Raw genomic sequence first — 21,717 nt, forward strand, 5'->3', positions numbered from 1 at the left:
ATCTTGCACTTTATTCTCGATCACGCGCTCGAAACCTTTCGCGACGCAATATGCACTCGATTATTCAGCAAGCCCTATTTAACCTACCCAGCCATTAAAAAAAATAATAATCAGCATTATATCTGAAAATTACAGTGTAGAAATCAATCATATTTTATTGATAAATTAGTTTTAATTGACTCAAAAAATTTTGAAAACATACTAATAATTTAACACACAATCGCCCATCTGATAATTACCTCGGCAGAAACAACTGAGCCCCAGAAAGGTATAGAATACTTAGGATATAGCAATCAATTTACCCACTATGACAGAAGACAAAACATTGACAACCGCTAGCGGAATTCCGGTTGCAGATAACCAGAATTCCTTGACTGCTGGTGAACGCGGGCCTATCCTCATGCAGGATTTTCACCTGATGGAAAAGCTGGCTCACTTCAACCGGGAACGCATTCCTGAGCGCGTTGTCCATGCAAAAGGAGCCGCTGCATTTGGCACGTTCACTGTCACCCATGACATTACTCGCTACACCAAAGCTCAGCTATTCTCAGAAGTTGGCAAAGAAACTCAGGTTCTCCTCCGTTTCTCTACAGTAGGCGGCGAACAAGGTTCAGCGGATGCCGAACGTGACCCCAGAGGTTTTTCAATGAAGCTCTACACCGAAGAAGGCAACTGGGATTTAGTAGGCAATAACACCCCTGTTTTCTTCATCCGCGATCCCCTCAAATTCCCTGATTTGATCCACACCCAAAAGCGCCATCCCCAAACGCATCTCAAAGATGCTGACGCGAAGTGGGATTTCTGGTCGCTGAGTCCAGAAGCTTTGCATCAGATAACTATTCTGTTTTCCGATCGCGGTACGCCGAAAAACCACCGCCACATGGACGGTTTTGGCAGCCATACGTTCAGCCTCATCAATGCTCAAGGAGAACGGGTTTGGTGCAAATTCCACTTCAAAACCATGCAAGGTATTGATAATTTCACCGCCGAAGAAGCGACGCAGATCAAAGGCGAAGACCCCGATCATGCCACTCGCGACTTGTTTGAGGCGATCGACCAAAGTAATTATCCCAAATGGCGGTTTTGCATTCAAGTAATGACCGAGGCCCAGGCCTCCGAGTATCGCGAAAACCCTTTTGACTTGACAAAAGTGTGGAAGCACTCAGAGTTTCCGTTAATTGATGTGGGAATTCTTGAACTCAATCGCAATCCACAAAACTTTTTTGCTGAGGTGGAACAAGCGGCATTTTCTCCTTCTAATGTCGTTCCAGGTATTAGCTTCTCTCCCGACAAAGTGCTGCAATCTCGCATCATGTCTTATCCAGATGCTCAACGCTACCGTCTCGGTGCAAACTATCAGCAATTGCCTGTCAATCAACCAAAGTGTCCGGTGATGCACTATCAACGGGATGGCGCAATGGCACCGGGTAACAACGGTGGTAGCGGGCCCAACTACGAACCCAACAGCCACGAGGATGCGCCGAAGCAAAACTGTGTTTATGCTGACCCAGCTTGGGACTTAGGAAATGTCAAAGTCGATCGCTACGATCACCGTAAGGGAAATGACGATTACACCCAAGCAGGAGACCTCTATCGCTTGATGAAACCCGACGCACAGCAGCGGCTTGTCGCTAACATTGTGGAAAGTTTGAGTGCAGCAAAATCGGAGATTCAGATGCGCCAACTCTGCCATTTTTTCCGCGCCGATCCGAATTACGGCCGCCAAGTCGCAGAAGGTTTAGGAATTGCGATCGATCCGTCTATGATGCCCGCTGCTGGTCAACCGGTTGGTGTGTAAGCTGCTACGCATCTAATTTGACAGTCAGTTTGTCCGATCGGATTGTCGGATGGTTAAGAAAGCCCCTCTTTCTATTCAATTTAGATGCGTAATAGCTTAGAATCTGAGAACATTTAATAGACATCTGCTTAAAAGCAGATGTCTATTGAAACTATGCGTGTAATAGGCACTCTTAGCCCGCGTCTTAGGTGCAAGCTAAATGCAGTAAAGCTTAACGTCATGGAGTTGGGGGCGCTCGTGATTTTTTACAAAGGTCTCTTGCAAAGCGACAGAACCAACTAAAATAAGTTGAGGAACTGCAAGAAAAACCAAACAAGGGAAACAAAACTATGACTTTACCAGTTGGGTGCGCTGCCCCTCAATTTACCGCCAAAGACACTAATGGCAACACAGTCTCCCTGTCCCAATTCGCAGGTAAAACCGTAATCTTGTATTTCTACCCGAAAGATGACACCCCCGGTTGCACAAGACAAGCCCAAAGCTTTAAAGCAGCTTATGAAGAATACAAGGGCAAAGATCTTGTAGTTCTCGGTGTCAGCCGAGACAACGAAGAGTCGCACCAAAAGTTCACAGAGAAATACGGTTTACCTTTTCAGCTATTAGCAGATGTTGATGGCACGATTACCAAAGCTTACGATGTCGAGAAAGGCGATTATGCCAAGCGCGTTACTTTCGTCATCGACGGTACTGGCAAAATCATTCAAGTTTATGAGGGCGAAACCATGAAAGTTGACACTCACGCTCAAGATATTCTTGTCACCATAGTTTAGTCGAAGTTTAGCCGATCGCACTAACACTCCTACACGCACCAAACGGCTAAAAACCCGGTTTCTTCCTAGATGCTTCGTTGCTATAGGCAATATTGTCCTAGGAACCGGGTTTTTTTCGTAAGTCCTGACTCAGGAAGTGAGGGGTCAAAGGTACAGGGGGAAGCAACTTACTCGAACTAAATTCCTTCCCTCAAAACTTGCACCACAAATCCTCTCAACCAGGCATATATTCGGTTAAGGTGCTCATTGTACGCCTAAAGTTAGATTTGTGGCGCCACTCCCGCCAATAATTAAAAACTTATGCTGGAAAAGGCATTAACCGCCCGTAGGGTGAATCTAGGGGCGATTTTGTCCTAGTTCAGGTCATTGTGTTTAATAAAATCAGAAGTTATCCTTGCTTTAGCTGAATAACTAAGTAGGTAGGGGGATATATAATGACAAACAGCAACATTATTTTAAGTTACTTAGGCCCGCGAGAAATTGAGGTCAATAGAGCCGCAGTCTTAGTTGGCACTTTTGGCAAAAATCTAGTGACAGCGATTTCAGCAGCAGAAGGCTCAAATGTCCTGAATGTGGGGATAAATCTCTCTAGAGGCATTTGGAACATCAGTTTAGAAAAAGGATTCGATAGCGCTGGAACTCGCACAGTGCAGGTGAGGGCAACTGATAAGACCGGCAAAGTTATCGGTCAACAAACAATTAACATCAAAGTTAATCCTGCTTCTCAGTCACCCGCTCAATTTTTCACGTTAATTACTCTCACAGATACCAAATTTAAAGCCGGAACACTGCCCGCCAGCAATCTCAACGAGCTGCAAAAAGCGGACATACCAGCAGGGAAAATTTATCAAGTTACTGACTACGAGTTAGAAGACGGACATCTGAATGTTCAACTAAATAATCCAATTAATCCGGTAGGAAAGTCCGGTTTTTTCTACGAAAAACACGTACTCATCACCAAAGGCGCAACAATTCTCATATTCGATCGCGCTGAGTTGCCGGTTCCGCCGCCTGGAATGCAGTTACTGTGGGTGATAAAAAAGACCTGGTTAAAGTTCACCCCCGTAGATTCTGGAACTTTAGGATCAACTCAGAAATTACAATTTAACCTGGGAGAAACTTTCAATCTTCTTGGCTACGCTTGCGTGGAAAACCATTTCCGAGTCGCTTTTGATCGGGCAGTTCCTAACCTAGGAAAATCGGGATTTCTGTACTGGCAGCACGTCCAAATTTTGCGAGAAGGCAGGGGAATTGAGTATGATAGAAATGCAGTTACGATGACAATCATCAAAACGACTGTGTTTAAAAAGCGGCCGATAAATGCCGCTAGCCTGCCACCCCAAGAAAAAATTACCTTGCCGGCGGGAATGATTTACGGAATTGCCGGATTCTCGATCGAACAAAGCCACATTAAAGTCTCGCTGACCGAGAATTTGCCGCAATTTGGCAATACGGGTTTCATTTATCCCGATTTTGTGCAATTCAGCCGCGGTGGCAAATCTTTTAATCCCGCTGTGAATTTAACTTATCAAGGGCCGTCAGAAGTTTTAGTCAATCAGCCGATCGTCCTTCGGGGTACTTTTGACCGGCAACAAGCAGCAAAAATTGACGTGATAGCTGAGGATAAATTTCCCCTAACCGTCACTCTAAACCAAGAAGCCAGCACTTGGCAAGTTAATTTGTCTAAAGGATTTAGCGTAGCGGGAGCTCGGTGGCTTAGGTTGCGGGCAACTGACAGCAAAGGCAACGTTACTGGCAGCCAAATAATTTACATTACCGTAACTTCCGATCCGCTAACTGTCGGACAAGGTTTGACCTTAAAGATAGTTTCTGACACTTTGTTTAAGGTAGCTCCCCTTGATTCTTCCCGGCTCAACAATCAGCAAAAAGTTTTTGTTAAAGCAGGCCAGACGTTGGCCGTTAGCAAATACGGATTTATTGACGGGCATCTCAAGGTGGTTCTGGATTCAGCAATTTGGTCTGTCGGCACTTTTGGCTATTTTTATGAACCCGACGTTCAGTTAGCCAAAGGTACTCAAATCCTAAAATTTAACCTGGCCGACGTACCGAATAGCAACGTCAGCGCTCAACTTTTGGTAACTCAAACAACTCAGATTAAAGCTAAGCCCGAAGATTCATCGAAACTGCCGGCTGATCAAATGGCTGACCTACTTTTAGGCACTACCTATGCCATCACTGGTTATGCCTGCATTTTGGGGCATTTCCGAGTAACTCTTGCCGAATCTATTCCCGGTTTCGGCAATATCGGATTTATTTATTGGCAGGACGTTAAAATTAAAAAAGACGGCAAAGAAGTTCCCTTTGACCCCGATGCTTTGACCATGACAATCCTGCAAGCAACTGTCTTTAAAAAACGGCCGGTAGATTCTGCTAGCCTGAGCAGTAGCGAGAAAACTACGCTGCCTTTAGGTCGAGTTTACGGCGTGAACAGCTACGGTGCGGAAGGATCTCACCTGAAAGTTTCCCTGACTGAAGAACTGCCTAATTTTGGCAATACAGGTTATGTTTTTCCTAGTTTTGTTCAGTTCAAGCGGGGAGATAAAATTTTCGATCCGGTTCCGAACAATGTGGAATTGAACGTGCCCTATTTTTCGCAGCGGGACAATCCGCGTTTTGACTGGTCTACTTGCAACGTAACTTCGATCGCCATGGTGCTTTATTATTATGGTCTTCGTTCTGAGTGGGGCGGACAGTTGGAGGATGAGTTGTTGCAGTGGTGTTTCGACTATGCCGGCCAGGGTTCTCAAACGGATCACAGTGTGCTTTCAGCGCTGATTCAAGCTTACGGGTTTAAGACGAGTTTTAGTACGACTCGCACGTGGGCAGAAGTGCGATCGGAATTGCTGAATCGGCGGCCAGTAGTTTTAGCCGGAGATTTTACTGCGGCAGGTCACATTCTTACTGTAATTGGCTACAATTCTCAGGGTTATATCGTGCAAGATCCTTGGGGAAATGCACTCACTGGTTACAGCGATACTGAGGGGAGAAAGTTGATGTATCCCTACAGTTACGTCAATCAAGTTGCTGGGCCAGATGGGAATGTTTGGGCGCATTTTATCTATCCATAATCTACTCTACGGTTTGCAATTTTTGAGGCACTACGCCTATTAGTAAGGTGTGCATAACAGCTATTCGTAAGGTACTGAATGCACACCCTACCTAACTTAGGAAATCTTGCGCTTACTTTTGCGTTTTGCAGCGCCAATACCTAAAAAGCTCAATCCTACTAAAGTACCAAACCAAGTAGAAGGTTCGGGTACAGCCTCAAACGATCCTTGAATAGCGATCGCATCATTAGCACACTCGGCAAAAAAGTTAGCAATATAGTTACCCGAAGGCATTGAGGATTTATTGAAACTGAATCCAATTGTTTGAGAACCTACTGCATTAAACTGAGCAAAATCAAGACCGAGAGCGTTCAAAGTTGCTGGCGTTAAAAAATTGATTTCTCCTACTTTTGTACCCGTACCTATTGAGTTGAGAATAGTATAGTTTCCTGTTTGTTGAAAATAGGGATCTGTGGCAGCTAAATCGCCCATTGATGGGGTTCCGCCTTGAGAGGCCACTACCGTATTGAATTGGTTTAAATTGGTAAATCCAGAGTTAATTTGGGTGACGTTTTTAGCAGTAACGTTACTGTAAATGCCAGTCGTGGCTACGCTTGAGTCATTTCCTTCGGCAAAGCGGATACCAAACAAGCTGCCGTTTGCGTTAGCTGTATTGAAGTTTTGCCCGGAAAAATTGAAGAATAAATCGCCGTAGTTGATGTTGCCTCTTTGAGCTAGTGGGTCGGCATATCCTGCTAAACTTAGATTAGAGTTGATGGCGATGAAAGCTGTATCTGATGTTTCTTTGATGGCGATGCCGTAAAATTCAAATTCCCCGCCGCCGATTTGTGCCCCTGTCACGCCGTCGTTGAAGGAATCGATCGCATAATTCCAGCCGTTAGATAGCGTTGCTGCTGTAGCTTTTTGTTGCTGTAGTGCGAAAAGGGCACAGAAAATAGCCACTGAGTAAGTCCAGTGGATGCTGTTTTTAGCAATGGATTTCATAAAATGCTCCCTAGGAATCATTGTTAAATTGTCAAGTCTGCTCGCTCGACTGTTTTTAATTTTTAGTAAATCATACCTTCTGACCGAATTTCTTAAAGTTTTGCTAAAAATTTGGTCGGGCTACATCCTATCAACTAGATTGGTTAAAACAACCAACGCATGCCCGTAGCTAAATACAAGACTTACGCAGGCACAGTATTATAGTGGGGCTGCATAAGTCCTGTAGGTGCAAATAAACCGACTACCGGGTTGGGGCGGTTGAGAACAGCAATAAACTGCCTGCTAGTTCTGATCTAGGCGGTACCCGCCTCTACAATATCTTATTGTTTTTTCATGCTGAGCCACTTAATTGATTTTTTATTAATTACCAATTAATTTTGACAATTGGGGGCGTGAGGTTATGGATGCCGAGGCCGGATTTTATTAATAATTCGATTCTTTGATTAATAATTTTAATAAATAGTCTTTCATCCCCAGCCCTGTTCAATAATTATAATTACGTTGGTTGGGATGACTTCATTCCTCAAACTCCTCAAACTCCTCAAATGCCGATCGCGCACAACAATTTTACTAATTTTACCATCAGCGTTCCACCCAAGAGGCTCTCAATTGAGCGTCAAAACTGTGAATCACCACTTTTTCTGTAAGTGCCGCACAAAAGGATAATTAGAGAATCAACAAAAATCATACGGCAAGAACGATCGCAAGTTTTGAGAACACCCAATCAACTTCCGGCCCTACATCCGCTGCAGGCATCGTGGGTTCATTCTAACTCGGCCGATGGTTTCTGCACTCTTATGCGCTGCATAAATCAATCAAATTTTTAAATGCTGTTAATATATCGCCGACAGTTCGTTGACAATCTTGACTCTTCCCTTGAGCACAGAACGCAGCAGGCGGTTGATCGAATGTCTCTGTTCCTCGTCGAGAGAGTCATCCAAAACAGCGGCCATCAAGCCGTAGCGATCGGCTAGAGTCAAACAACCTGTATCCGTAACAGAAGCAAGCATTTCGGAAATAGCGCCGGGGATAAGTTGAACTGAAAACATGAGACGTTCCCTGAATTCGATACTTATATCATCTCTCGTTCTCCGAAAATTAATAGTGACGCTGGCATAGCACATAACGTGATGTTTTGAGGCAAACTGTGTGACAGCGACCGCTCTAATGTTGTGACGATCTCGTTTTAAGTCTGCGATCGCACTCACAACATTAATCTTAGATATTCCAATTTCCCCCTCTTCCGTCGTAAATCTAAAGATTTAGAGAGATTTTTCGGTTTTTTGGGTGTCTTTACCCATTTCCCATGTATAAAACGCATCGGCCTTATGCGAAATATTCATAAAACTCAATATTTTGTAAAAATAGCTACGAATATTTACAATCGTGGGCTTTACATTAGCTCATAACAAAGGTGCATCGAAACGCAGCGATCGACCGAATCATCGGTAGCAACTATAACCATAAATAGTTTGGCGACGTTCGAGCCAGCGCCCAGTCAAGCTCAAGTTTACAGAAAACCAACCATGCTTAAAAGAAATTCCATCTAGTAACTAAATATACAGTTTTAAATCCATACAGTCACTAAGGTTAGCAGGAAACACACACTTTATGCTCCAAGTCAATACCTCCCCACACAAGCCAGCAGCGAGGGTAAACCGATGACCCAAACAATTGAACCCAAAGCCCAAGCGAGCCTGAACAAGTTTGAAAAACTCAAAGCCGAAAAAGATGGCTTAGCATTAACAGCCGAACTCGACCACTTCGCCGCAATTGGCTGGGAAGCTATGGACGAAATCGATCGCGAGCACCGCCTCAAATGGCTCGGCATCTTCTTTCGGCCAGTAACTCCCGGCAAATTCATGATGCGGCTGCGCTTGCCCAACGGCATCATTACTAGCAATCAAACCAGAACGCTAGCAGAAATCGTCCAACGCTACGGCGACGACGGCAGCGCCGACATCACCACCAGACAAAACCTGCAATTGCGCGGAATTCGCATCGAAGACGTACCCGACATCTTCCGCCGCCTCAAAGAAGCGGGCATGACCAGCATCCAGTCTGGCATGGACAACGTACGCAACATCACGGGTTCCCCAGTCGCGGGCCTGGACGCCGACGAACTGATAGATACGCGGGAACTGGCGAACCAAGTTCAAGATTTGATTACGAACAGCGGCGAAGGCAACCCCGCGTTTTCAAATTTGCCGAGAAAGTTTAATATTGCGATCGCAGGCTGCCGCGACAACTCAGTCCACGCAGAAATCAACGACATCGCCTTCGTACCCGCTTACAAAGACGGCAACATCGGCTTTAACGTTTTAGTCGGCGGTTTCTTCTCCGCCAAACGCTGCGAAGCTGCAATTCCTCTCAACGCATGGGCAAGTCCCAGCGACGTTGTAGATTTGTGCAAAGCAATTTTAACTGTGTTTCGCGATCAAGGCCCGAGAGCAAACCGCCAAAAATCGCGGCTGATGTGGCTGATTGACGAACTCGGAATCGAACAATTCCGAGCCGAAGTCGAACGAGAATTAGGGCGCACTTTGCCCCCAGCCGCGCCCAAAGATGAAATCATCTGGGAAAAACGCGACCACATCGGCATCTACCCCCAAAAACAATCAGGACTCAACTATGTAGGGCTGCACGTTCCAGTCGGACGGCTGCAGGCATCCGATTTGTTCGATTTGGCCAGAATTGCCGAGGTTTACGGCAGCGGTGAGCTCAGGCTCACTGTCGAAGAAAACGTGATTATTCCCAACGTTCCCGACTCGCGGATTGAATCGCTGGTCAAAGAACCGCTGTTGCAGCGTTTTTCCCTCGATCCCGCACCGCTGACACGAGCCTTGGTTTCCTGCACTGGCGCCAAGTTTTGCAACTTCGCCCTCATCGAAACCAAAAGCCGCTCCGTGGCAATGATTGAGGAACTCGAAGCCGAACTTTCAGTACCCAAACCGGTCAGAATTCACTGGACGGGTTGCCCCAATTCCTGCGGTCAACCCCAAGTAGCAGACATTGGTTTGATGGGAACAAAAGTTCGCAAGAACGGCAAAACCCTCGAAGGTGTAGACATTTACATGGGAGGCACAGTCGGAAAAGACGCTCATTTGGGTACTTGCGTCCAAAAAAGCATCCCTTGCGAAGACCTCAAACCAGTGCTGCATCAATTGTTAGTCGAGCAGTTTGGGGCAGTTCCCAAAGAGATTACAGGGGATGTAGCTGTGCTGAACCGGCAACTGCAACTGACGGTTGACAGGGACGAAACGGCAGTCCCCGCAGCCAAACCTCAGACATCTACTGTCATTTTCGCTCGATCGGGCAAAGAAGTTGCTTGCAGCGAAGATGAGTTCATTCTCGATGTTGCCGAACGGGCCGGAGTCGAACTTGACAGCAATTGCCGGTCGGGAAGCTGTGGCACTTGCCAGCAAAAACTCCTAGAAGGCCAAACAGTCTACGACAGCCAACCCGACGCGGCCCGAGACTTAGAACCAGGGTTCATTTTAACTTGCAGCGCGCGGGCGATCGGCAAAGTGTCGATCGACGCCTAATCTCACAATGTGAGATGCAATGCGAAGGTCGCGAATCAATCTCACATCTCACATTTCCACCATCTCAAGTACAACAACAATTCAAGACAAATGAGCAACCTTTCCAGAAGAAAATTCATCATCACCGCTGGAGCAACAGCAGCCGGCACCCTTCTCGCCCACGGTTGCAGTTCCGCTTCCACTTCCACCACATCTAGCGCAACTCCCAACGGCGCATCACCCAGCGCCGCACCAGCAGTCAACATCAACCCTGCCGACGCCCCAGAAGTTACCGCAGCCAAACTCGGATTCATCGCCCTCACCGACGCAGCACCCTTAATCATTGCCCAAGAAAAAGGGCTATTTGCCAAGTACGGCATGAAAGACGTACAAGTTACCAAACAAGCATCTTGGCCAGTTACTCGCGACAACTTAGAACTCGGTTCCGACAAAGGCGGCATTGACGGGGCCCACATCTTATCGCCGATGCCTTACCACATGACATTAGGCACTATTACCAAAGGCAATCAGCCAGTGCCGATGAACCTTGTGGCGCGGTTAAATACTAACGGTCAGGCAATTTCGATCAGCAAAAAATACCTAGATTTAAAAGTAGGTACAGACAGCGCACCCCTGAAAGCAGCTTTTGGCCAAAACGTTCCTGTTGCTATAACTTTTCCCGGCGGTACCCACGACTTGTGGATGCGCTACTGGCTAGCAGCCGGCGGTATTAATCCAGATACAGATGTTTCCGTGATTCCCATACCGCCGCCCCAAATGGTAGCGAACATGAAATCTGGCAGCATGGAAGCCTTTTGCGTAGGCGAACCTTGGAATGCTCAGCTAGTTACTCAAAAGGTAGGATACACAGCCTTAGTAACCGGAGAACTTTGGAAAGACCACCCAGAAAAAGCTTTAGCTTTAAGAGGAGATTGGGTTGAGAAAAACCCCAAAGCTGCTAAAGCAATTACAATGGCCGTACTGGAAGCCCAGCAGTGGTGCGATAAGGCAGAAAATCAGGATGAAATGTGCCAAATTATCTCTCAAGATAAGTGGTTAAAAGTACCCGTAGCAGATATTATCGGTCGCTCTAAAGGTCAAATTGACTACGGTACCGGCCGCATTGAAGCTGCCAGCCCAGTGGCCATGAAATTCTGGGCTGACAATGCTTCCTATCCCTACAAGAGTCACGATGCTTGGTTCTTAGCTGAAAATATTCGCTGGGGTTATATCCCGGCAACTACCGACATCAAAGCAACGGTTGATAAAGTTAACCGCGAAGATATTTGGAAAGCAGCAGCGACAGCACTTGGCGTTCCCGCAGCCCAAATTCCTACTACCAGTTCTCGCGGTGTCGAAACCTTCTTTGACGGCGTAAAGTTTGACCCAGAAAAACCCGAAGAATATCTGAAGAGTCTGGCAATCAAAAAAGCATAATTAGTTGGTTGACTGTTGACTGTTGACAGTTTACAAACCCCTAAAAGTGATGGTGTTGGACAGAGTGAAACGGAGGGGGCGTTCGACGGGCCAAACCTGCTGAACTCTGTTCAAAGTATCTACAAATAATCGATTATTCACAATACTGCAAAAACAAAAATGGCAACAAACCTCGCTGTTACTAAAAGCAAAAATCCAGTAAATTTCGTTCTGGATCAGGTTCAAAAAAACAGGCGAAAAATCATCCGCCCGCTAGTTGCGATCACTGTTCTGCTCATAATCTGGCAAATCCTCTGCCACAGTCCAGAGTCCAGCTTGCCGGGGCCAATCAAAGCTGTCCAAGAAAGCTGGGAGCTGATTATCAACCCGTTCTTTGACAGAGGTGGCACCGACAAAGGCTTATTTTGGCAACTGGCGGCAAGCTTGCAGCGGGTGGCGATCGGCTTTAGTTTGGCAGCAGCTCTCGGCATTAGTTTAGGAATATTGATCGGCACAAACTCTCTAATGTTCGATGCTTTAGACCCGCTGTTTCAAGTATTCAGAACTATCCCGCCTTTGGCTTGGCTGCCGATCGCCCTGGCTGTATTTCAACAGTTCAATCCCTTTGAAGGTCTGGGGATGAAAGCTAACGAAGTTTCAGCACTTTTCGTAATCTTAATTACAGCAATTTGGCCGATTCTAATTAACACAACAGTAGGCGTTCAACAAATACCCCAAGATTACAGAAACGTCGCCCGCGTTTTGCGCCTCCCTAACCAAAAATACTTCTGGAAAATCCTGCTGCCCTCTTCCGTTCCTTACATCTTCACTGGCTTGAGAATTGGCATCGGTTTGTCTTGGCTGGCGATCGTAGCTGCGGAAATGTTAGTCGGCGGCGTCGGCATCGGCTTCTTCATCTGGGACGCTTACAACAGTTCTAGACTCAGCCACGTGATTTTGGCAGTGCTTTATGTAGGAATCGTCGGTTTGATTTTAGACAGAATCGTTGGTTTCATCGCGTCCAAAGTTGTTCCTGAAGAACAGAAATAGAATTTGGGCATCGGGTATTGGGCATAGGGCATGGCGCATGAGGAATGGGGAATGGTTGCCAACTACAAACTGGTAGAAATTAGTTGTAAATTAATGCCCAATGCCCAATGCCCAATGCCCAATTAATAATCAGCATCATACAAATTACAAACTAACCTAAAATTACCATGTCAGTATTTGTTGAAGTAGACCACGTTGACCGCGTATTTAACTTGCCCAATGGAGAGCAATACATCGCTCTTAAAAATATCGAACTGAAAATTAAAAAAGGAGAATTCATCACCTTAATCGGACACTCTGGCTGCGGCAAATCTACGCTGTTAAATATCATCGCCGGCCTCGACAAAGCAAGTCAGGGGGGGATTACTTTAGAAGGACGCGAAGTCCGCGATCCAGGCCCGGACAGAATGGTGGTGTTTCAAAATTACTCGCTGCTACCTTGGCTGACGGTGCGCGAAAATATTGCCCTAGCAGTAAATGAAATTTACAGCGGTAACTCTCAAGAAGATCGCGAGTTGGTGATCGAACACCACATTAAATTGGTCGGACTCGGACACGCGGCCGACAAACGACCAGGCGAAATTTCTGGGGGGATGAAACAAAGAGTTGCGATCGCCCGCGCCCTAGCAATTCGCCCGAAATTGCTACTGCTAGACGAACCCTTCGGCGCCCTCGATGCTTTAACTCGCGGCGGTTTGCAAGACCAGTTGATGAAAATTTGCGAGGAAAGCAAAGTCACCAGCGTGATGGTAACTCACGACGTGGATGAGGCTTTATTACTGAGCGATCGCATTGTAATGCTCACCAACGGCCCGGAAGCGCAAATCGGGCAAATCCTCGAAGTGAACATTCCCCGCCCCCGCAAACGCATGGAAGTTGTCAACCATCCGAGTTACTACGCGCTACGTAACGAAATGGTTTACTTCCTCAACCAGCAAAAGCGGGTCAAACAGCGCCGGGCCAAACAACAACCGCCTGTCATCGCCCGCAACGGCTTGGAAAAAATCAACCTCGACATCGGCTTTATTCCCCTCACCGACTGCGCCCCCTTAGTAGTAGCTAAAGAAAAAGGCTTCTTCAAAGCGCACGGCTTGGAAGAAGTTACTCTCAGCCGCGAACCGAGCTGGAAAGCGATCGCCAAAGGAGTCGCCGAAGGACGGCTGGACGCGGCGCAAATGGTCGCAGGAATGCCGATCGGGATGCTGTTGGGCCTCGACGGTGAAGCCCCTGTACCCGTCTGTAGCGCCATGACGCTCTCTCGCAACGGCAATTCGATTATTTTCAACAAAGACCTTTACAGACAAGGCATTCGGACATTAGAGGATTTCAAAGCTGCGATCGCCAAGAGTCCCGATAAAGTTCACACCTTGGGCATGGTCCACTCGGCCTCCATGCACAATCTGCTGTTCCGCTACTGGCTGGCAGCCGGTGGCATCGACCCCGACCTCGACGTGGGCTTGACCGTGATTCCGCCCCCGCAAATGGTAGCGAATTTAAAAGCAGGCAACATTGACGGCTACTGCTCAGGCGACCCCTGGAACTCCCACGCAGTCAACAGTGGTACGGGTTTTGTCATGGCCCGTTCCCTCGATATTTTGCCCGGACACATCGAAAAAGTTCTCGGTGTTAGCGAAGATTGGGCTCAGAAATATCCTCAAACCCACCTCGCGCTCGTCAAAGCGCTTTTGGAAGCCTGCGAATACTGCGACGACCGCCGCAACCGCGAAGAAGTCCTAGGATTGATTAGCCAAGAGCAATACATCGGCGCCAATCCGAAAGACATCCGTCCGGGGTTCCTCGATCCGTACAACTCCGGTACGGAGGCAGAACCCGAAATGCTTTACAACTTCAACCAGTTCTACGTTGACAAAACCAATTTTCCAGACCGCCTAGAAATGGTGTGGGTGATGGCGCAGATGGCTCGCTGGGGACTGATTCCGTTCCCGAAAAACTGGGTGGAAGTGGTCGATCGAGTTTTGCGGCCTGATGTTTTCGGTCAAGCCGTGCGCGAATTGGGTTTGCCGGATATCGCCAGAGATCGCCGGACGATCGAGCTATTTGACGGCACTGTGTTTAATCTCGACGACCCGATCGACTATCTTCAGAATGTCAAAATCAAACGCGGCCTCCGCATTGAAGAAATTTTAATTGAACAAATAGGCAGTCAATGTTCCATCAAACTGCCAGCATAATCAGCAAATAGGAATAGGGAATGAGGAGTAAGAAATCAGGAAACAAGACTCCACATTTTCCGCTTCCTCACATCCATAATTTCAAATTCTCAATCGAAAGTTGTCATGTCTAATTCCCCGATCCAAAATCCCAATCCTGAAAATATGCAAACTCTAAAAACCCCCCAAACAACCGAAATTCAAACGCCCAAGCAAGACTTTCTTACTATTAAAGATGTATCGAAAGTCTACCAAACTCCTAAAGGCCCTTACGTCGTTCTAGACGGTGTAAACCTGACTATTAATGAAGGCGAATTTATTTGTTTGATCGGTCACTCTGGCTGCGGCAAATCAACTTTGCTGAATATGATTGCGGGATTCAACGGGCCGACAAACGGAGAAGTAGCCCTGGAAGGTTCGCAGATTACTGAACCAGGCCCCGATCGCATGGTGGTATTTCAAAACTACTCGCTGCTACCGTGGCTGACTGCTACTGAAAATATTCACCTCGGCGTTGAAAATGTTTACCCGGAAAAGTCCGCAGACGAACACAATACGATCGTCAAGGAACACTTGGAATTAGTGGGGCTGACCGAAGCTTGTAACAAAAGACCAGGCCAATTGTCCGGGGGGATGAAACAGCGGGTGGCGATCGCCAGAGCTCTGGCAACTCGTCCCAAACTGTTGATTTTGGACGAACCTTTCGGAGCTCTAGACCCGATTACCCGGGAAGAGTTGCAGGAAGAATTGCTGAAAATTTGGCGGAAGGAAAAAATTACCGTCATTATGATTACTCACGATATTGATGAGGCTTTGTTTTTGGCCGATCGCATCGTGATGATGACCAACGGGCCAGCAGCTTCCATCGGCGAAGATATGCACGTTCCGTTTAGCCGTCCCCGCAACCGGGCGCGGATTATGGAAGACCCGAAATACTACGAACTTCGCAACTTTGCTTTGGAGTTCCTGTTTTCTCGCTATGCCCACCACGAAGAAGGTGAAGCAACGGACTCGGAGACAGAAGCCGTCGCGCTACCGATGCCATTACCTGCTAGCAAAAAGCCTGCGATTGCTGACAGGCAGATCGCACCTGCACCTTTTGTGTCTCACGCTGCTGAACCCCTAGAAGCTTCGCCGATCAAACGCGGCATCCTGGCAGCCTCGTGGTTCGTAGCAATGGTTACTTTAGCTGCCGTCAATATGTCTGCTATTTCCAGCCAGCTAAAGCAAGCGAAACTAGAAGAAACTGCACCGCAGGCGGCGACTGCGGCGGCGGTTGTGAGTTCACCCTCCAGCCCGCAAATTGCAGCAAGTTCGATCGCACCGAATGCTAGCCCTGCACCCATCGCTGCTAGTCCTGCACCGAATGCCAGCCCTGCACCCATCGCTGCTAGTCCTGCTGCCATCGCTGCTGCCGCTAACAGCGCGGGCGCGGCAAATGCAGCAACCACTGCCACATCAGAGATTTCTGACAAAGCCGAACTCGATGCGATCGGAAAGCAGTTGTATGCACAAATCGACCAAACCTGGAGAACAACTCCGACATTTACTGAAAGCTTGACTTATCGGGTCAAAGTCAAACAAAACGGGGATATCCTACAGTTCGATCCCACAAATAAACCAGCTAAAGATTTCGTCAAAGAAACTCCTCTGCCGGTTTTGCAAACTCCTGCAGGTGCCGCAGCAGGCGCTGAAAAAACTGCTGAGTTCCAAGTAACTTTTAGCCCGACCAACGGTGGCGTATTTGAAGTTAAACCAGGGAAGTAGGCGACATAATAGTCCCGCACTAAATCTCACATTGCTATCAACAAGTAGGTCAAAAGTATTACCTGCCCGCTGTTTGACTTATGCAAAAATTACTTCTATCCCCCATCCTTGGGGGTGACAAGAGTTAGGTGGGAACTTCCTCTGTTTGAAGAAGATTTAGTAGCAGCCAGAAGCTGACTAAAAGCGAGAACGAGCGGGATTTTTAGTAAGATAGCGGGTAATTTTAAATCAGGGTATTGTCCGTTTCTGGGAAGCATATATGCGGAAATTTAGTAATTATTCTCACGTTATTTGCAGGAGCCCTCAGTTCCGACTATAATAACGAATTACTAATTACCCATTAGCTTTCAAAAATTAGCATCTAAAATCACCAGATGGAAACTATAAAAACTCTTTGCCCATACTGCGGTGTAGGTTGCGGTCTAGAAGTTGTTCCCGACAAAAAACAAAGTTGGAAAGTGCGGGGCGATCGCAATCACCCATCGAGTCAGGGCATGGTTTGTATTAAGGGAGCAACCGTAGCAGAGTCCATTCGGAGCGATCGGCTACTGTATCCGATGATGCGAGATACTCTCGACCAACCGTTCCGCCGCGCTAGCTGGGACGAAGCTCTCGATGCAATTGTTAACCGCATCCAAACAATTCGCAGCACCAGCGGCCCCGATGCTTTATGCGTTTACGGGTCGGGTCAATTCGTTACAGAAGATTATTATGTTGCCCAGAAACTAATGAAAGGTTGTCTGGGTACTAATAATTTTGATGCTAATTCTCGCTTGTGTATGTCTTCAGCCGTCTCTGGATACGTTCAAAGTTTTGGCTCGGACGGGCCGCCTTGCTGTTACGACGATTTAGAATTAACAGATTGCGCTTTTATTATTGGCAGCAATGCAGCGGAATGCCATCCGATTGTATTCAATAGATTAGCAAAATATCACAAAAAGCATCCCCATGTCAAAATGATTGTGGTAGATCCAAGGCGGACTCCGACTGCTGAAGCGGCGGATTTGCACTTAGCAATTACACCGGGTACGGATATAGATTTGCTTAATGGAATTGCATATTTGCTGTTACGCAGACAAGCAATAGATTCTGAGTTTATTGAAGAATGCACGGCGAATTTTTCAGCTTTTGCTGAAGTTATTAGCAGCTACACGCCGGAGTTTGTAGCCTCGCGCTGCGGCATTACTGTCAGCGAGTTAGAAACGGCAGCAAACTACTGGGAACAGTCGCAGCGGGTTTTGTCGCTGTGGTCGATGGGAATGAACCAGTCGTCGGAAGGCACGGCAAAGGTGCGATCGCTGATTAATTTGCACTTGATGACTGGTCAAATCGGCAAACCGGGAAGTGGCCCGTTTTCCCTCACCGGCCAGCCAAACGCGATGGGAGGGCGGGAAGCAGGAGGACTGTCTCACTTGCTCCCAGGCTACCGATTTGTGAAAAATACTGAACACAGAACCCAAGTCGAGGAGTTTTGGGGAATCGCACCGGGAAGCATTTCCCCGAATCCGGGCCGCACAGCTTGGGAGATGATTACCGGTTTGGAAACTGGCGAAGTCGAGTTGCTGTGGATTGCAGCTACGAATCCGGTGGTGAGTATGCCGGATTTGGAACGCACTAAAGCCGCTTTGCTGCGATCGCCCTTTACTATTTATCAAGAAGCTTACTATCCCACTGAAACCTCCGCCTACGCTCATATCCTGCTGCCGGCAACGCAGTGGAGCGAAAAAACTGGGGTGATGACGAATTCCGAACGCCGCGTTACGTTTTGTCCCGGTTTCGACACTCCCTCCGGGGAAGCCCGCGACGACTGGAGGATTTTCGCCGAGGTGGGACGGCGGTTGGGTTTTGCCGAACACTTTGCTTTCGACAACAGTGCGGAGGTTTTTACAGAGTACGCGCAGTTGACGCGGGGCCAGCCTTGCGACATGACCGGTCTGAGCCACGAATACATCCGCCAAGAAGGCCCGCAGCAGTGGCCTTGCCGGGAAAACGAGCCTGTGCATCCCGCCCAAGAAGCGAAACGGCTGTACACTGACAGGCGTTTTCACACTCCTGACGCGCGGGCGAGGTTTTCGGCTTATCACTCGCGGGGACTGGCAGAACCTCCCGATCCGAATTATCCGTTTGTGTTGACGACAGGAAGAGTTTACGGACATTGGCACACGATGACGCGGACGGGTAGAACAGAAAAAATTAATCAATTGCACCCCGATCCGTTTTTGGAAATTCACCCCCGCGATGCTGCCAAATTGCAGATTAAGGAGGGGGATTTGCTGGAAGTTCGATCGCGCCGCGGCAAGGCGCAGTTTCCAGCAAAAGTCACAAAGGCGATCGCCCCAGGTACGCTATTTGTACCGATGCACTGGGGTTCTCTGTGGGCTGAAGGTGCTGAAGCCAATGCTATGACTCATGCTGCAAGCTGTCCAGATTCCAAACAGCCCGAGTTAAAAGCTTGTGCGGTGCAGTTGGTGCTGGTTGGGGCAGAAACATCAGCAGAAGTTGAGGAATTTAATTGGGCAAAATCCACCCTGGCCGTCACTTCTTGAGCTGCCGCCCAACTACTGGATGTTACAAATCACCGAAGAACGAGCGGGAAGCCGCGGGCGATCGACATGGGGAGGAACGTGGTTGGCGTTCGGCGAGCGCTCAGTCTATCGCCCTCAGTCGAACTATTGGAGATTTACTCCAAAGATGAATCTGGGCTCTTGAACAAGACTCTAAAATTTTGCACTCTTCGCGACAGGAGTCCGGGGCTTGTATCCGTTTTTGGGGTAACAACCTCTCTCGATCGAGCAATTTTGAACCCGGACATACCCTACACATAAATCTTAAATCCCAAATCCCAGATCTAAAAGCTAAAATCGTTATGCCATTACGCAGCCTAAAAACTGCGTTTCCCCGCCAGAGCTCGGAAACAAGGAAAATTAAATTTATTTATTCTGAGTTGTTCCTTCTTGATGGGGGGTTTTTCCTTCGGGAGAATGTCTTCTGGTGGATGCCTTGTGCGTTCTTTTTAATTAATTGAGTCAGACAATTGCAGTTTGCACCTATAGGTGCTATAATCGTTTTACAAGGCTTTATTTTCGGCAGTACAGTTCGTTCGATCGGCGTTCCTCCGGATTTAAATCTCTACACCCTCTGATTCTGGAGAATGTTCAATGTCAATCTATGTCGGCAATTTATCCTACGAAGTAACGCAGGAGCACCTCAACCAAACTTTTGGAGAGTACGGAACAGTAAAGCGCGTTCAGTTGCCTGCTGACCGGGAAACAGGTCGGATGCGGGGCTTCGCTTTTGTAGAAATGTCTACTGAAGCCGAAGAAGCTGCAGCCATTGAGGCTCTTGACGGTGCTGAGTGGATGGGTCGCGACCTCAAGGTCAATAAGGCAAAACCCCGCGAAGAACGTGGTTCTTCTAACAGCGGTAACTGGGGTAACAACGATCGCGGTGGCAATTCTCGTCGCTACTAAACCACCCGAGCTAAATTTTTAGCTCACTTGTGTATTCCGTCGGAGCAAGCTGGGAGTCAACAATCATTCTCTGTTGAGAATAGATAATTAGCTCAGTGGTAGCACCGCGCCTTAAAAGCCTCAAAATATTGCTAGACAATAGTTTGAGGTTTTTTTATGGCAAAAAATATTAATTAGGAGGTCGATGGCGTGCGATCGATTCCTAGCTGACAGGAAAAACTAGAAAATATAACAAGCAGAGAGAGTCGCCTTCCCCAGTGCCCGGGTGGCCCCGTAAAACCAGGCAATCACAGAGTTTGGCGCTTGCAAAGTGTACCGAACAATGACAGAATCATTAAGAATAAAGACTAAATCACTTTTATGCTGAAAAAAATATTTAGGCAAATTTCTAAGTCAAGTAGTGATGAAAATTTTCTGCATTTTACAGAAAGTGTAGAAGTAGTAATATCGAAAATTTTATCACTGGCGATGATTTGGGTAATTCTCCTCAGCGTTTGCGATTTGCTGATTTTTTTAGCAAAAGAATTGGTAAACCACACTGATAATTTGTTAAAAGACACGTTGTTTGTCATATTTGGGTTATTTTTAAATGTTTTAATTGCTCTGGAAATCTTGGAAAATATTACAGCTTATCTGAAAAAGCACGTAATTCAAGTAGAGCTAGTTATTGTAACTTCTTTGATAGCAGTATCTCGAAAAATCATCATTCTTGACCTGGAAAAGAAAACAGCAGCCGACTTGATTGGTTTGGCGATTGCAATTTTCGCGCTTTCTATCAGTTACTTGATAGTGCGGTGCACAAATAGAGGAAAGGATTAATATCGGGAATTGAGAAGTGGGAATTTAAAAAAACTAATATAGCAATCCTCGCATCATTTGTGAATTTCTTACTCCCTCCCCGAACCCGCGGGGAGGGTTGGGGTGGAGTAAAAAATTTACGACTTATTTAGAATTGATCTATCATATCCGGTCGATTGACCAGAAATGATATTATTCCAATAAACCAGGAGGCGGCACAATTTCAATTCTGCCTTGTTCTAAGTCAACAACTGGCACAATCTCTTCCACAAAAGGAATCAATATTTTTGTGGATTTAGGCTCTTTAACGCGAATTTTCCGTGGTTTGCGGGTATTTCTGGGGTCAGCGTTGGCTTGTGGAGTTTCAGGCTGTTTTGGCTTTTCTAATTCTGCGGCGACAGTTTCCGGCGCCGTTAGATTCGTTTCTACTTCTAAAAGGTCGTTACCTGCGGGAATAATATCACTTACCTTGCCTAGGATTTCCCCGGTTAACTGGTTAAAAACTTCCATACCGATCAAATCTTGGACGTAAAACTCATCAGATTCGAGGTAAGGTCGATCGGTCTTTTCAACAAACAACTTACAGCCCCGCAGCGCCTCAGCACCGTCGCGGTCTTCCACACCCTCTACCTCTACAGCATACAGCCCTTTGCCGGGAATGTAGCGACCGCCCAAAAACTCGATCGGTTCCGGTTCACTTTTGTTAGGGCGCAAAATCCACCGCTTCCCCGGTTCGATAAACCTTTCGGGGAAATCAGAATCGGGATAGACTCGCACTTCCCCGTCCAAACCTTGAGCTGCTACAATTTTACCGATTTCTATCCATTCAGACATAGATTATATCACTCTAATTGCTAGTAATTGATAATTGGTAATTGGA

At 47.1% G+C, this 21,717-nt stretch carries 14 protein-coding genes; 11 read left to right on the plus strand and 3 right to left on the minus strand.

Going from position 1 to position 21,717, the window contains the following annotated elements; all coding sequences use genetic code 11:
* Positions 1 to 307: 307 nt before the first annotated feature.
* The 3 genes from QUA57_RS18215 (at position 308) to QUA57_RS18225 (ending at position 5,657) form a co-directional block, all read left to right on the plus strand.
* A complete protein-coding gene (locus QUA57_RS18215) occupies positions 308 to 1,798 on the plus strand; it encodes a catalase (protein WP_333062779.1) in 1,491 nt (496 codons plus the stop codon).
* A gap of 329 nt (positions 1,799 to 2,127) precedes the next feature.
* Positions 2,128 to 2,568: a peroxiredoxin gene (locus QUA57_RS18220; RefSeq protein WP_333062778.1), complete on the plus strand. Its 441-nt coding sequence runs from the start codon at positions 2,128 to 2,130 to the stop codon at positions 2,566 to 2,568.
* A gap of 434 nt (positions 2,569 to 3,002) precedes the next feature.
* Positions 3,003 to 5,657, plus strand: coding sequence for a C39 family peptidase (locus tag QUA57_RS18225; RefSeq protein WP_333062777.1), 2,655 nt, complete (start codon positions 3,003 to 3,005; stop codon positions 5,655 to 5,657).
* A 96-nt stretch (positions 5,658 to 5,753) separates the two neighbouring features.
* Here QUA57_RS18225 and QUA57_RS18230 read toward each other — a convergent pair whose 3' ends face one another.
* Together QUA57_RS18230 and QUA57_RS18235 are read right to left on the minus strand one after the other, a co-directional pair.
* Positions 5,754 to 6,641 (minus strand): PEP-CTERM sorting domain-containing protein, encoded by an 888-nt coding sequence (locus tag QUA57_RS18230; RefSeq protein WP_333062775.1) that lies wholly within the window; start codon positions 6,639 to 6,641, stop codon positions 5,754 to 5,756.
* A gap of 833 nt (positions 6,642 to 7,474) precedes the next feature.
* Positions 7,475 to 7,690, minus strand: a complete 216-nt coding sequence (locus QUA57_RS18235) for a hypothetical protein (protein WP_333035914.1) — start codon at positions 7,688 to 7,690, stop codon at positions 7,475 to 7,477.
* A gap of 612 nt (positions 7,691 to 8,302) precedes the next feature.
* On the opposite strand from QUA57_RS18235, the gene QUA57_RS18240 reads away from it, so the two are divergent.
* From QUA57_RS18240 to QUA57_RS18280, 8 genes are all read left to right on the plus strand, one after another.
* On the plus strand, positions 8,303 to 10,186 hold the full coding sequence (locus QUA57_RS18240; RefSeq protein WP_445251961.1) for a ferredoxin--nitrite reductase: 1,884 nt from the start codon (positions 8,303 to 8,305) through the stop codon (positions 10,184 to 10,186).
* Between the two features lie 90 nt (positions 10,187 to 10,276).
* On the plus strand, positions 10,277 to 11,602 hold the full coding sequence (locus QUA57_RS18250) for a CmpA/NrtA family ABC transporter substrate-binding protein (RefSeq protein ID WP_333062773.1): 1,326 nt from the start codon (positions 10,277 to 10,279) through the stop codon (positions 11,600 to 11,602).
* A gap of 159 nt (positions 11,603 to 11,761) precedes the next feature.
* Complete coding sequence (gene ntrB / locus QUA57_RS18255; RefSeq protein ID WP_333062771.1) at positions 11,762 to 12,631, plus strand: nitrate ABC transporter permease; 870 nt, start codon at positions 11,762 to 11,764, stop codon at positions 12,629 to 12,631.
* A 167-nt stretch (positions 12,632 to 12,798) separates the two neighbouring features.
* On the plus strand, positions 12,799 to 14,823 hold the full coding sequence (locus QUA57_RS18260) for a nitrate ABC transporter ATP-binding protein (RefSeq protein WP_333062769.1): 2,025 nt from the start codon (positions 12,799 to 12,801) through the stop codon (positions 14,821 to 14,823).
* 105 nt (positions 14,824 to 14,928) lie between these two features.
* On the plus strand, positions 14,929 to 16,569 hold the full coding sequence (locus QUA57_RS18265; RefSeq protein WP_333062768.1) for a nitrate ABC transporter ATP-binding protein: 1,641 nt from the start codon (positions 14,929 to 14,931) through the stop codon (positions 16,567 to 16,569).
* Between the two features lie 374 nt (positions 16,570 to 16,943).
* Positions 16,944 to 19,115 carry a nitrate reductase gene (locus tag QUA57_RS18270; RefSeq protein ID WP_333062766.1) on the plus strand — a complete coding sequence of 724 codons (2,172 nt, stop codon included), beginning with the start codon at positions 16,944 to 16,946 and terminating at the stop codon, positions 19,113 to 19,115.
* A gap of 612 nt (positions 19,116 to 19,727) precedes the next feature.
* The gene (locus tag QUA57_RS18275) at positions 19,728 to 20,039 is read left to right on the plus strand and encodes an RNA recognition motif domain-containing protein (RefSeq protein ID WP_332948676.1); all 312 of its coding nucleotides are present in this window, start codon (positions 19,728 to 19,730) and stop codon (positions 20,037 to 20,039) included.
* A 360-nt stretch (positions 20,040 to 20,399) separates the two neighbouring features.
* On the plus strand, positions 20,400 to 20,858 hold the full coding sequence (locus QUA57_RS18280; RefSeq protein ID WP_333035904.1) for a phosphate-starvation-inducible PsiE family protein: 459 nt from the start codon (positions 20,400 to 20,402) through the stop codon (positions 20,856 to 20,858).
* Positions 20,859 to 21,029: 171 nt separating this feature from the next.
* Here the strand turns inward: QUA57_RS18280 and rimM are convergent, their stop codons facing one another.
* Complete coding sequence (gene rimM, locus QUA57_RS18285; RefSeq protein WP_333062764.1) at positions 21,030 to 21,671, minus strand: ribosome maturation factor RimM; 642 nt, start codon at positions 21,669 to 21,671, stop codon at positions 21,030 to 21,032.
* Positions 21,672 to 21,717 lie beyond the last annotated feature (46 nt).

It is taken from the genome of Microcoleus sp. Pol7_B2, from assembly GCF_036701035.1.
Lineage (GTDB): Bacteria > Cyanobacteriota > Cyanobacteriia > Cyanobacteriales > Microcoleaceae > Microcoleus.